We start from the raw sequence: 13,204 nt of genomic DNA, 5'->3' as shown, positions 1-13,204 counted from the left end.
GGCACGGTGGCATGGGCGAGCTGGAACGGAAGATCATGGATCTTCTGTGGGACGCGGACGGATCGCTCTCGGCTCAGGAGATCCGGGAGGCGCTCGTCGACGGCGACGCCTCGAAGCCGGACACCTACCCGGCCATCACCACGATCCTCACCGTGCTGAAGCGCCTGCAGCGCAAGGATCTGCTCATCCGGCTCGGCTCGAAGCGGCCCTACCGATACTCTCCCAGCCGCCCCCGCGCCGAGCACATGGCCTCGCTGATGCACGAGGTCCTGCAGGCCTCGAGCGAACGCGAGGCCGTGCTCGCCATGTTCGTCAGCAACGTCGGCAGCTCGGACACCGAGACGCTCCGCCGGCTCCTCCGCGAGCAGGCCGGATAGCCGTCCCCGGTCCGCGGCGCTTCGCGCCGACGGCGGCACCTGCCCGGCGACATACTTGGGTCATGACGATTTCGGCACTGATGCTCGCGGCTGTCGCCTTCGCACTCGCGTGGCCCGTGCCGATCCTGCTCGATCGCAGACGGTGGACCTTCCGGTCGCCCGAGATCGCGCTCGTGCTGTGGCAGGCGATCGCGCTGAGCGGCGGGGTCGCGATGATCGCGAGCCTCGCCCTGTTCGGCCTGGCCCCGTTCGGGGGAGGGGCCTTCGGGGCGCTCGGCCGGTTCATCGCGGCGATACCGGGCAACGACTGGCCGGACGGCTTCACCGCGCTGCACGCCTTCTCGCTCATCAGCGCCGCGCTCCTGTTCACGCACCTGCTGCTCAACCTCATCGTGACGACGGTGAAGACCGCCCGCACGCGGCGCCGGCACCGCGAGATGCTCACGCTGCTCAGCAGCCCGGTACCGGGCAGGCCCCGCACCCGGATCATCACCGAGGACGTCCCGCTCGCGTACTGCATCCCGGACGCCCTGCACGGCACCACCGTCGTGTCCGAGGGCCTCGTGCGGCGGCTGGATCCCGCGCAGCTCGAGGCCGTCATCGAGCATGAACGGGCCCATCTCAGCCAGCGCCATACCGTCGTGCTCACCCTGTTCGCCTCATGGGCGAGCGCCCTGCCCTGGTTCCCGATCGCGAACCGGGCGCTGCTCTCCGTGGAGCTGCTGATCGAGGCCCTCGCCGACGACACCGCGGGGCGCAGGGTGCCCCGCCGCGTCGTCGGCGAGGCGATCCAGGCCGTATCCCTGCACGACGGGGTGCGGGGCGGGGCCGAGGCGCAGCCGGCCGGCAGCGAGGGGAGGACGAAGATCGCGAGCTACGAGGCCGCGCTCGCGATCCGGGTCTCGCGCCTCGGAGTACCGCCGGCGCCGCTCCATCCGCTGTCCAGGGTGTGCGTGATCGGGGTCTCGGGACTGCTCTTCCTCGGCACGATCGCCCTCGCCCTCTGGCCGATGTGAAAGGGCTCTCGGCTCGAGCGGCGGGACGGGCGGGGCATCGCCGCGGAACGGGGGCGCCCCGGACGGCGCCGGGGGCGCGATCGTCATCTCGCGCACGCCGAGCGGCCCGCGGCCGCCGACGGGCCGCATCCGCATCGGGTCCTGGCTAGACTGGGCAGGTTGCATCCGCATCCGCCGATACGCGTCTGCCGAAAGAAGTGACCGCAGTGACTGCTGAACGCCCCGAGGACACCTACGATTTCCGCCGCCTCGAAGCCAAGTGGCGTCCCGTCTGGGACGAGCTCGAGCCCTTCGACACGTCGGAGCTCGACGCCGAGCGCCCGCGGAAGTACGTGCTCGACATGTTCCCCTACCCCTCGGGCGACCTGCACATGGGGCACGCCGAGCAGTACGCGCTGGGCGACGCGGTCGCGCGCTACTGGCGCCACCGCGGCTTCCAGGTGCTGCACCCCATCGGCTGGGACTCCTTCGGCCTGCCCGCCGAGAACGCGGCCATCAAGCGCGGCGGCGACCCCCGCGAGTGGACCTACGAGAACATCGCGCAGCAGCGCGACTCGATGCGCCGCTACGCCGCGAGCTTCGACTGGAACCGGGTGCTGCACACCTCCGACCCGGAGTACTACCGCTGGAACCAGTGGCTCTTCCTGAAGATGTACGAGAAGGGGCTCGCCTACCGGCGCGAGTCGAGCGTGAACTGGGACCCGGTGGACCAGACGGTGCTCGCGAACGAGCAGGTGCTGCCAGACGGCACGAGCGAGCGCTCGGGCGCCGTGGTCGTCAAGAAGAAGCTCACGCAGTGGTTCCTGCGCATCACCGACTACGCCGACCGGCTGCTCGAGGACCTCGACCAGCTCGAGGGCACGTGGCCGGCGAAGGTGCTCACGATGCAGCGCAACTGGATCGGCCGCTCCTTCGGCGCGGACGTGGACTTCGTCATCGAGGGCCGGGAGGCGCCCGTCACGGTGTTCACCACCCGCCCCGACACGCTCTTCGGCGCCACCTTCATGGTGGTCGCCCCGGACAGCGACCTCGCGGCCGAGCTCGCGGAGCAGGCGTCCGAGGAGACCCGGGCCCGCTTCGCCGAGTACCTGACCGAGACCCAGTCGATGGGCGCGATCGACCGCCAGAGCACCGACCGCCCGAAGACCGGCCTGTTCCTCGAGCGCTACGGCGTGAACCCGATGACGGGGGAGCGCCTGCCGATCTGGACCTCCGACTACGTGCTCGCCGATTACGGCCACGGCGCGATCATGGCCGTGCCCGCCCACGACCAGCGCGACCTCGACTTCGCCCGGCGGTTCGATCTGCCGGTCGAGGTCGTCGTCGAGCCCGAGCCCGCGGAGGGCGAGGAGATCGACCTCGATCCCGCCGCATCCGGCATCGCGCTGGTCGGCGACGGCCGCCTGGTCAACTCCGGCGAGCTCGACGGGCTCTCGAAGGACGAGGCCATCGCGCGCGCCATCGAGGTGCTCCTCGAGCGCGGCACCGGCCGCGCCGCGAAGAACTACCGGCTGCGCGACTGGCTGATCTCCCGCCAGCGGTACTGGGGCACGCCCATCCCGATCGTCTACGACGAGGACGGCGAGGAGATCGCCGTGCCCGAATCGGAGCTGCCCGTGCGGCTGCCCGACGGCGGGGGGCTCGACCTGAAGCCCAAGGGCAGCTCGCCGCTGGGGGCCGCGACGGAGTGGAAGACCACGACGACGCCGGACGGCCGGCCCGCGGTGCGCGACACCGACACGATGGACACCTTCGTGGACTCCTCCTGGTACTTCCTGCGCTTCCTCTCGCCGAACGACGAGACGCGGCCCTTCGACCCCGAGCAGCTCGAGCAGTGGGCGCCGGTGGACCAGTACATCGGCGGGGTCGAGCACGCGATCCTCCACCTGCTGTACGCGCGCTTCATCACCAAGGTGCTCTACGACCTCGGCTACGTGGGCTTCACCGAGCCCTTCAAGGCGCTGCTCAACCAGGGCATGGTCGTGCTGAACGGCGCGAAGATGTCGAAGTCGAAGGGCAACTTCGTCAAGCTCGGCGACGAGCTCGACGAGCACGGCGTGGACGCGGTGCGCACCACGATGCTCTTCGCCTCGCCGCCCGAGGAGGACGTGGACTGGGCCGACGTCTCGGTGGCCGGCTCCGGCAAGTTCCTGGCGCGCGCCTGGCGGCTCGCGAAGGACGTCTCCTCGGAGCCGGGCGCGGACCTCTCCGCGGGCGACCCGTCGCTGCGCCGCGTGACCGCGCGCGTGCTCGACGAGGTGCCCAGGCTGGGGGAGTCGTTCAAGTACAACGTCATCATCGCCCGGCTCATGGAGCTCACCAACGCGGCCCGCAAGGCCGTCGACGGCGCGGCGGGGCCCGCGGATCCGGCCGTGCGCGAGGCGGCCGAGACCCTCGCGATGATGCTCGACCTGTTCGCCCCATACGTGGCGGAGGACATGTGGCAGCAGCTCGGCCACGAGCCCTCGGTGTCGCAGGCGGTCTGGCCCGAGGCCGAGCCCGCCCTGCTCGTGGACGAGTCGGTGACCGCGGTCGTGCAGGTCAACGGCAAGGTGCGCGACAAGATCGAGGTGGCGCCCGGCATCGACGAGGAGTCCTTCAAGGAGCTCGCGCTCGCGTCGAGCGGCGCGAAGCGCACCATCGGCGAGAAGGAGATCGTGAAGATCATCGCCAAGGCGCCGAAGTTCGTGAACATCGTCGTCAAGGGCTGAGCCGGGGCGCGCCCGGGAGCACCGCACCCCGGGCGCATCCCGAAGCCGTCGGCCCGCGAAGACGGCCCGGGCGACGGAGACCTTCCCGGCCCGCGATCCGAGGCCGGCGGCGGACGGGACGCGGTACGGGGAGCTGGCGGGATGACGATCGACAAGCGCCGGATCGCGGCCGCGATCCGGCGCGCCCAGCTGCTGATGATTGGCGGCCTGCTCGCCGCGTACCTCGGCGCCCAGATCGTCGAGGGCTCGGTCTCCGGGATGATCGCGCTCGGCGTGATCGGCGTCGCGTGGCTGCCGGCGTATCAGACCCTCACGCAGGTCGAGGACGCGCTGGCGGTGCTCGTGTCGAAGGGGGTCGAGCGGCGGCCGCCAGGAGCCGTGCTCGTGGTCTGCGAGGCCTGCACGCTCCTGCTCGCCCTCGCCGCCCTCCTCGTCGTCTGGCTCGCGCCCGCATGGGCGGTCCCCGTGATCATCGCCTATCTGGTGCTCACCTCGATCTTCCCGCTGCTCGCGGACCTGGCGGAGGAGTTCTACCTCAACGACCTCGCCCGGTACGACGCGCGCGCCACGATCCGGGGAAACGTGCTGATGACCACGGGCATCTCGGCGGCGGGACTGATCCTCGGGCGGCCGCTCGGCGCGCTGGCGACCGCCGAGGGGCTGCTGCTCGTGCTCGCCGCCGCGGCGGCATGCGCCCTGCTCGCGCTGATCCTCCGATGGGCGTCCGCGCGGACCTTCTCCCCGGACCACGCGCTCGATGAGGACGAGGAGCCGCGGGAAGCGGCGGCATCGCGGGAGGCCGCCGAGGACAGCCGGATCGGCACCCGTACCCGGCTCCGGCGACTGCTCCGCCCGCTGCGCGCCCACGGGGCGCTGTCGCCGTTGATCAGCGGCTGGGTCTCGCTCATCACGGGCATCGTCGGCGGCTACCTGGCGCTGTGGATCGCGGGGCACGGGGCGCGGGCGGGCGAGCGCCTGTCGCTGGTCCTCCTCGTCACGGGCGTCGCGGCCACGGTCGTGCCGGTGCTGGTCGGGCACGCCTTCCGGCGACGCCCGGAACGGGCGCGATCGGGGCTTAGGGGACTCGTCGCGGTCGCATGCTCCGGCTATCCGCTCATGCTGCTGTCGGCGATGCTGCACGGGGAGTACGGAATCGACCGGCTGTGGACGCTCGCGGGCCTGACGGTGATGAACGGCGCCTGGCTCGCGGTCTCCTTCGCGATCAGCACCGCCCGGCAGCTCGAGCTCGACGGGGGCGAGTTCCGGCGGGTCATCGGCTGGACGTTCAGCCTCTCCGCGCTCGGCGCGATCGCGGGGGCGTGGGCCGGGTACGCCATGAGCGCGGCGGCGGAGCCGCTGCCCGCACTGGGCGTCGGCGCGGTCCTCTCGGCCGGCCTCCTCGGCGCGCTCGTCGTGCTCGAGCGGCGACGGAGACGGAGCGGGGCGGTCGGGCGATGAGCGTCTTCTCGAGGCTCCGCGGAAGCGGGTACCTGCGCCTCGTCGCGGCGCAGGCGGGCAGCGCCGGCTCGGAGTTCTTCATCGAGAGCCTCACGAAGGTCTCGCTCGCCGTGGTCCTCCCGGGCGGCGGGGCCGTCGTCGGTCTCGCCGCCTCCAACGCGGCCAATTCGCTCCCGCGACTCGTGCTGCCGCCGCTGGCGGGCCGCATGGCCGACTTCTCCGATCGGGCGCTCCTGCTCCGGGCCTCGATCCTGGCGAGGGCCGTCATCGCGGTGCTGCTGCTCGGGTTCACGATCGCGGCGGGGGAGACCTCCACGGCCTTCGCGGTCGCGATCGTCGCGGTATCGCTGCTGACGGTGTCGGCGGCGCAGTGCTTCAACGTCGCCCGCCAGTCCTACGCGCAGGCGATCATCCCTCCCGAGGCCAGGCCGGACGCCGCGTCCCTCTCGATGTTCGCGCTGACGGGCATCGCCGTCATCGCCTCGGCGCTCGCCCCGGGCCTTTACGGCGTCATCGGCGCGTCGGGCGTGATCGTCCTCGCCGTCGCGCTGGAGCTGCTCGCCCTCGCGATCCTGCGCCCGGCGCGGGATCCGGCGGGCCGGCGCGGGGTGCGGCTGCGCGAGCGCGGGGCACGGGCCGCCGCGGGCCCGGCGGGCGGGTCCCGCCGGCTCGCGGCGCGCACGAGGAGCGTGCCGGGAGTGCGCCTCGTCTTCGGCATCGCGGGCACGTACGCGGTCTGCACCGGGGCGGTGAACCTCGTCCTGCCGCTCTACGCGCTGCGCACGCGGGAGCTCGCGATCTGGGAGTACGGCGTCGTCACCGGCGCCTTCGCGGCGGGCGGCATCCTCGGCGCCCTCGCGACCGCGCGCATCGTGCACCGGCTCGGGGCGGCCCGGTCACTCGCGATGTCGGCCGGGCTCGCCGCGCTCGGCTACGTCGCCTTCGCGGCGGTGCCGAGCCTCTGGCCCATGGCGCTCGCGATGGTCTTCATCGGGGCGTGCGTGTCGGTGCTCGGCGCCTCGCAGGGGCCGCTGCTCCAGGAGCTCGTGCCGAACGCGGTGATGGGAAGAATCTTCGGCCGGCTGACGGTGGTGAACACGGCCTGGATGATCGTGGGCACCGGGCTCGGCGTGCTGCTCGTCCTCGGAGTCCCGACGGCGACCGCCGCGACGGCGGAGGGGATGTACGTCGCGACCATCGCGGCGGCCGCGGCGGTGCTGCTCCTCGGCACCGCACTCGCGGCCCTGGCGCATCGCCGGGCCGGGAGTGCGGAGGACGGCGGGGCGCCGGCCCGCCGGTGAAGACCCGGGCGCGCCGCCGGTCGGCCCGCTTCGCGGCGCGGCGCACGCGCGACGGCCGACCTCGGCGCTGTGGATACGCGTCGCCCCACAGGCTGGCCTTCCGGCTCCGCGGCGGGGCGGGCGGCCCGGCTACGGTGCCCGCGTGAACGACATCAAGGCGCCCGAGGGCGAGCCCGATCCGGATATCGAGGACCTCTTCTCGGCATCGCAGCGCCCGCGCTGGAAGCTCGGCGCCGGCGCGGCGGTCGTCCTCGCCCTCGTGGCCTGCGCGGTCGTCGTGCTCATGATGGCGCTGCGACCGCAGTCGAGCGGGGTGCCCGCCCTGGCCGATCCCGCCGCCACCCCGACCGTACTCGCGGAGTCTGGGAGCGCGGACCCCGCGCCGACCCCGGAAGGCGTGCTGGTGCACGTGCTCGGAGCCGTCGAGCATCCCGGCGTGTACGAGCTCGGCCCGGGCGCGCGGGTCGTCGACGCGATCGGCGCCGCGGGCGGGCTCACCGCGGAGGCGGACTCCTCCCAGGTGAACCTCGCGCGCCCCGCGGTGGACGGCGAGCAGATCTACGTCCCCGAGGCGGGAGAGACCCCGCCCGCCCAGGAGCACCCCGCCGAGCCGGGAGCGCAGCCCCCGTCGGATCCGGGCGGAGGAGCCCTCGTGAACCTCAACACTGCCTCCGCGAGCGAGCTGGAGACGCTGCCCCGCATCGGCCCCGCCATGTCGCAGCGCATCATCGACTACCGGGAGGCGAACGGCGGATTCTCGTCCGTGGAGGAGCTCATGGAGGTCTCGGGCATCGGCGACGCGATCTTCGAGCAGCTGCGCGACCTCGTCACGGTGTGAGCGACGGCCGTGCTCGACAACGGAGACTGGCGGCTCGTCGGCCCGGCGGCCGCGGCCTGGCTCGCCGCGTGGTGCGCGACCCAGTTCCCCGGGCTCGCGATGTGGCTCTCCATCGGGCTCGGCGCGCTCGGGCTCCTCACCGCGGCGTTCGCCAGGGCCCACGCGCTCATCGCCGCGGGATGCGTCGCGCTCGCGGCCTGCGCGCTCGTCGCGGGCGCCGCGGCGATGCAGGGGGAGCAGCGCATCCCCGAGCCGCTCGACGCGGCCCTCGGCGAGAGCGGGACCGTGGAGGTGCGGATCGCGCCGACCGGGCTCGCGAAACCAGGCGGCTACGGCTGGCGGGTGCCCGCCCGGCTCATCGCGATCGACGGCGCGCCCGCCTCCGCCCCCGTGATGCTGTTCGCCGAGCTCCCCGACCCGCGGCCCGGCATCGGCGCCGAACTGCTCGTCGAGGGCAGCCTCGAGGCCACCGATCCCGGCGACCGGACCGTCGCGCTCGTCTTCGCCGATGAGGTCCCCGAGCAGGTCGCCGCGCCGCACCCCGTCGCGGAGCTCGGCAATCGGCTGCGCTCGGGGTTCGTGGACCTCGCCGCGCAGCTCCCGAGGCCCGGCGCGATGCTCGTCCCCGGGCTGGCCGTCGGCGACGAGTCCCTCGTCGACGACGCCCTCGACGGCGCGATGAAGACGAGCTCGCTCAGCCACCTGACCGCGGTATCCGGATCGAACATCGCGATCATCGTCGTGGGCATCGTCTGGCTGGGGCGCCTCGCCGGCTGGTCCAGAACGGTGCGGATCGCCGCGGCCGGGCTCGCCCTCGCCGTGTTCGTGCTGCTCGTCACGCCGCAGGGATCGGTGATCCGCGCGACCGCGATGGCGGTCCTCGTCCTCGTGCTCGAGGCCGTCTCGCGACCGGTCGGCGGCGTGCCCGTCCTCGCGCTCGCGGTCATCGCGCTGCTGGCCGTCGATCCGTGGCTCTCCCACGACTACGGATTCGCCCTCTCGGCCGCCGCCACCGCGGGGCTGCTCTTCGGCACCCGCCCGCTCTCGCAGCGGCTCGAGCGCTGGCTTCCGCCGCCGCTCGCGATGGTCATCGCCGTCCCCCTCGCCGCGCAGCTGGCCTGCCAGCCGATCCTCCTCATGCTCGAGCCCGCCATCCCGCTCTACGGCGTGGTCGCGAACCTGCTCGCGGCGCCGGCCGCGCCGCCGGCCACCGTGATCGGCCTGCTCGCCTGCCTGCTCGGCGCGGTCTGGGAGCCCGCAGGGCTCGCCCTCGCCTGGGTCGCCTGGCTGCCCGCGCAGTGGATCGCGCTCATCGCCCAGGCCGTGGAGCGGCTGCCGGGTGCGGCGCTGCCCTGGTTCGAGGGCGGGATCGGCGTGCTGAGCTGGCTGGCGCTGAGCGTCGCCGCCGTCATCCTGCTGGCCCGGGCCGGGCCACGACGGCTCCGCCGCGCGGTGGCGCTCCTGCTCGCGCTCGCGCTGACGGTGCTCGCGGGCCGGCTGACCGCGGATGCGCTCATCCGGGCGCGGGACCTGCCGGAGCACTGGCGCGTCCTCGCGTGCGATATCGGCCAGGGCGACGCGGTGCTCGTCCGCGGCGGCGGGGCCACCGTGCTCATCGACACGGGCGAGGACGCCGAGCTCCTCCACGCCTGCTTCGCGGAGTTCGGCATCGGCCGGGTGGATCTGCTGGTGCTCAGCCACTTCGACATCGACCATTCCGGCGGAGTCGAGGGGCTCCGGGTGCCGGTCGGCGCGGCGTGGGTCCCCGACACCCTCGAGGCGCGGGCGGAGCCGACCACGCACCGGCTGCAGCAGGCGGGGGTGCCGGTGCACTTCGGCGCGCGCGGAGACGTCATCGCCCTCGGCGACCTCGTCTGGACCGCGCTGAGCCCGCCGCGGGCCCCGGACGGCGGCCCCTCGACCCTCGAGGGCAACGACTCGAGCCTCGCCGTCCACGCCGCGCCGACGGCGGACTGCGTCGAATCCTGCCTGAGCCTCGTCTCGCTCGGAGACCTCGGCGAGCGCGCCCAGCGCGAGCTGCTCGTCGGCGCGGACTCGCCGGAAGGGCCGGGCATCGCCCTCGACGCGGACGTCGTCAAGGTGTCCCATCACGGCTCCCGCGACCAGCATGCGGAGCTCTACTCGCGCGTGCGCGCCCGCATCGGCCTCATCTCGGTCGGGGCGGGCAACGGCTACGGGCACCCCACCGACGACGTCCTCGCGATGCTCGCTGCCGCGGGCACGCCGTGGCTGCGCACCGACCTGCACGGCCACGCCGCGGTCTTCGTCCGGGACGGCGAGCTCGCCGTCTGGACCTCCCGTACCATTGAGGCTCGATAGGAGGTCCGGTGGCTGCGAAGAAACCAGCGCGCTCGAAGACGCGGATCCAGCAGGTGCATTGGCGCGAGGTCCGCCCGGCGCCGGTCGTGCTCGTCTCGGGCGCGGAGGACTTCTTCGCCGAGGAGGCCATCACGGGGCTGCGGACCATGCTCCGCACCGAGGACCCCGCCCTCGAGGTGCACGAGCTCGACGCGAGCTCCTACACGGCGGGGGAGCTCACGACCGTGGTGAGCCCCTCGCTCTTCCTCGAGCCCAGGCTCGTGGTCGTCGACCGGGTCCACCAGGGCGTGGACGCGCTCATGCAGGAGGCGCTCGCCTACGCCGAGGCCCCGGTCGAGGGCACGACGCTCGTGCTGCGCCACGCCTCCGGGGTGCGCGGCAAGAAGCTGCTCGAGACGGTCCGGGCCATGGAGGACGCCGTCGAGATCCAATGCAAGCCGCTCAAGGCCAACGAGCTGTTCGAGTTCGCGATGGGGGAGTTCCGCTACCAGCGGCGCCGCGCCCAGCCGCAGGCGGTGCAGGCGCTCGTGGCGGCGTTCAACACGGACCTCGCCGAGCTCGCGGCCGCCTGCCGGCAGCTCATGAGCGTGGCGCCCGAGGAGGAGATCTCGACCGAGCTCGTCGACCGGTACTACGGCGGACGCGTCGAGACCACCGGCTTCAAGATCGCCGACGCCGCGATCGCCGGCCGGCTGGCCGAGGCGCTCCGGCTGGTCCGCGCCGGGCTCGACACGGGCCTCAACGCCGTGCCGATCGTCGGGGCCATCGCGGCCAAGCTCCGGACCATGGCGAAGGTCTACGGCCTCGCGGGCTCGGACGCCCAGCTCGCCGGGCAGGTCGGCGGCGCGCCCTGGCAGATCGGCGCCGCCAGACGCGAACTCCGCGGCTGGAGCGAGCCCGAGCTCGGCGCGGCGATCCGCCTCACCGCCGAGACCGACTACCTCGTGAAAGGCGGCTCCCGGTCGCCCGAATTCGCGGTCGAGCGCCTCGTGCGATGCATCGCCGCCCGCGACTTCTCCTCCGTCCGCTCGGGCTAGCCCGGCATGCCCGCGCGGCGGGCCCCGGCGCAGACCGCGGCCGGGACCGCGCCGCGCGGTTCGGCGGCCCCGGCGTCGGGCGCTTCCGGCGCGAGCGATCCGGGCGCCGCAATGCGGAAGGCCCCGCATCCGAACGGATGCGGGGCCTGGTCCGAAGCGCTCGGCGCGCTACGCCTCGATCGAGTTCACCAGCTTGGCGATCGACGACTTGCGGTTCGCGGCCTGGTTCTTGTGGATGACGCCCTTCGACACGGCCTTGTCGAGCTTCTTCGACGCGAGCGCGAGCGCGGCGTTCGCCTGCTCGGCGTCGCCCGCCTCGACGGCGCGGCGCACGTTGCGGATGAGCGTGCGGAGCTCCGACTTGTAGGCGCGGTTGCGCTCGGTTGCCTTGCGGTTGGTGCCAATGCGCTTGATCTGCGACTTGATGTTTGCCACGTTGTGTCTTTCTTGGAAGTGAACGATTACTTTTCACGCCCGCGGGTAGAGGGGCCGCGAGACGCATCGCGTCGAGTGGGGTACGCGTAAAGCCAAACATCGATTTTAGCAGTACACGGCGGCGACGCAATGCGCCTCGCGGTCGGATCAGGCCTCCGGCTTCTTCGAGGCGGTGGCGGCCTTGGCCTTCGCCTTCTCCTCGGCCTTCAGCTCGTCCACGAACCGCTGGTGCTCCGCGCCCGGCACCCAGCCCTTGTCGACCACGCGCACCTGCCACAGCGCGGCGAGGACGAGCAGGACCACGCCGATCACGACCGCGACGATCGCGCCCGCGACCTGCGAGTCGAGCTGCACCGAGAGTCCGATGATCGAGCCGAACCAGCCGAAGTCGGCGTCGCCGAAGGTCGAGCCGCGCAGGCCCACGCTCTCCATCACCTGGTAGAGGATCGCCGGCAGCAGCGTGATGAGCACGCCGTTCACGAAGCCGCCGAGCATCGCGCCGCGGCGACCGCCCGTGGCGTTGCCGTAGACGCCCGCGCCACCACCGGTGAAGAAGTGGGGCACCATGCCCGGCAGGATGAGCGCCAGGCCGAACGCCGGCCCGAGCCAGGTCGCGAGCAGGAGCAGCATCACCAGTCCGCCGACGAAGGAGGACAGGAATCCGATTAGCACCGCGTTCTGGCCGTAGGGGAACACGATCGGCACGTCGAGCGCCGCCTTGGCCCCGGGGACCACCTTCTTCGCGATGCCCTGGAACGCCGGGATCAGCTCGCCGAGGAAGGTGCGGACGCCGAACAGGATGACCGAGACGCCCACGCCGAACATGAGGCCGTTCATGAGCGAGTTCATGATGAACGCGCCGCCGTCCTCCGAGCCCGGCATGTGCTCGAGCGCGCCGTCGCCGAGGGTGATGAGCCCCCAGATCGCGAACACGAGGTAGATGAGCACCATCGAGAGCGCCGTGGCGACCATCGAGTCGCGGAGGAACGCGAGTCCCTTCGGGAACTTGATGTCCTCCGTGGACTTCGAGCGCTTGCCCACGGCCTGGCCGACGGCTCCGGCGGCGATGTAGCCGACGGTGCCGAAGTGGCCGATCGCGACGGTGTCGTTCCCGGTCACGCGCTTCGTCCACGGATGGGCGAAGGCGGGCATGGCCACCATCATGACCGCGAGCAGGAACGCGCCGATGATCACGGTCATCCAGAGGTTGTCGCCGCCGAAGCCGATCGAGAGCAGCACGGCGAGCATCATGGCCATGAACACCATGTGATGCCCCGTGAGGAACACGTACCGCAAGGGCGTGAACCGGGCGATGACGAGCATCAGCACGAAGCCGAGGGCGAGGATGTACGCGCTCGCGGCGCCGAACTGCTCGGCGGCCATGGCGGTGACGACCTCGTTGGTGGGGACGACGCCCTCGGCGCCGGTGACGGCGAGCACGAGGCCGCCGAGCGGTTCGAGGGCGGCGGTGACGACGCCGGCGCCCGCACCCAGGATGAGGAATCCGAGCGCGGCCTTGAGCGCGCCGCCGATGACCTGCCCCGCGCTCTTCTTCAGCGCGATGAGGCCGACGGCGACGATGATGCCGACGAGGTAGGCGGGCACATTGAGGATCTGCTGCCCGATGAAGTCGAGTACGACGACGAGCCAGTCCATCGTGATTTCCCTTCTTGGCGGCGCGGTCTCCCGCG

10 protein-coding genes are annotated in these 13,204 nt (G+C 72.6%); 8 read left to right on the top strand and 2 right to left on the bottom strand.

The features are described from left to right. Positions 1 to 11 precede the first annotated feature (11 nt). The 8 genes from FM112_RS15070 to holA all read left to right on the top strand — a co-directional run bounded on the left by FM112_RS15070 (position 12) and on the right by holA (position 11,078). On the top strand, positions 12 to 377 hold the full coding sequence (locus FM112_RS15070) for a BlaI/MecI/CopY family transcriptional regulator (protein WP_087009070.1): 366 nt from the start codon (positions 12 to 14) through the stop codon (positions 375 to 377). Between the two features lie 62 nt (positions 378 to 439). Then, complete coding sequence (locus FM112_RS15065) at positions 440 to 1,393, top strand: M56 family metallopeptidase (RefSeq protein WP_087009067.1); 954 nt, start codon at positions 440 to 442, stop codon at positions 1,391 to 1,393. A gap of 197 nt (positions 1,394 to 1,590) precedes the next feature. Beyond that, a complete protein-coding gene (gene leuS / locus FM112_RS15060) occupies positions 1,591 to 4,104 on the top strand; it encodes a leucine--tRNA ligase (protein ID WP_087009065.1) in 2,514 nt (837 codons plus the stop codon). Positions 4,105 to 4,245: 141 nt separating this feature from the next. Beyond that, positions 4,246 to 5,562, top strand: a complete 1,317-nt coding sequence (locus FM112_RS17320) for an MFS transporter (protein ID WP_176386857.1) — start codon at positions 4,246 to 4,248, stop codon at positions 5,560 to 5,562. After that, on the top strand, positions 5,559 to 6,863 hold the full coding sequence (locus FM112_RS15055) for an MFS transporter (protein ID WP_176386856.1): 1,305 nt from the start codon (positions 5,559 to 5,561) through the stop codon (positions 6,861 to 6,863). Before FM112_RS17320 ends, FM112_RS15055 begins: the two co-directional genes overlap by 4 nt. Before the next feature lie 142 nt (positions 6,864 to 7,005). Continuing rightward, positions 7,006 to 7,701, top strand: coding sequence for a helix-hairpin-helix domain-containing protein (locus FM112_RS15050; RefSeq protein ID WP_254910528.1), 696 nt, complete (start codon positions 7,006 to 7,008; stop codon positions 7,699 to 7,701). A 9-nt stretch (positions 7,702 to 7,710) separates the two neighbouring features. After that, on the top strand, positions 7,711 to 10,041 hold the full coding sequence (locus FM112_RS15045; RefSeq protein ID WP_087009060.1) for a ComEC/Rec2 family competence protein: 2,331 nt from the start codon (positions 7,711 to 7,713) through the stop codon (positions 10,039 to 10,041). A gap of 8 nt (positions 10,042 to 10,049) precedes the next feature. After that, positions 10,050 to 11,078 carry a DNA polymerase III subunit delta gene (gene holA / locus FM112_RS15040; RefSeq protein WP_087009058.1) on the top strand — a complete coding sequence of 343 codons (1,029 nt, stop codon included), beginning with the start codon at positions 10,050 to 10,052 and terminating at the stop codon, positions 11,076 to 11,078. 168 nt (positions 11,079 to 11,246) lie between these two features. Here the strand turns inward: holA and rpsT are convergent, their stop codons facing one another. Beyond that, the gene (rpsT, locus tag FM112_RS15035; protein WP_087009056.1) at positions 11,247 to 11,513 is read right to left on the bottom strand and encodes a 30S ribosomal protein S20; all 267 of its coding nucleotides are present in this window, start codon (positions 11,511 to 11,513) and stop codon (positions 11,247 to 11,249) included. 147 nt (positions 11,514 to 11,660) lie between these two features. Then, positions 11,661 to 13,169: a PTS ascorbate transporter subunit IIC gene (locus tag FM112_RS15030; RefSeq protein ID WP_087009053.1), complete on the bottom strand. Its 1,509-nt coding sequence runs from the start codon at positions 13,167 to 13,169 to the stop codon at positions 11,661 to 11,663. Between the last annotated feature and the right edge of the window lie 35 nt (positions 13,170 to 13,204).

Source organism: Gulosibacter sp. 10 (genome assembly GCF_900163695.1).
In the GTDB taxonomy this organism is placed as follows: domain Bacteria; phylum Actinomycetota; class Actinomycetes; order Actinomycetales; family Microbacteriaceae; genus Gulosibacter.
Note: the sequence above shows the minus strand (reverse complement) of the source record. Positions and strands in the feature narration are given on the sequence as shown.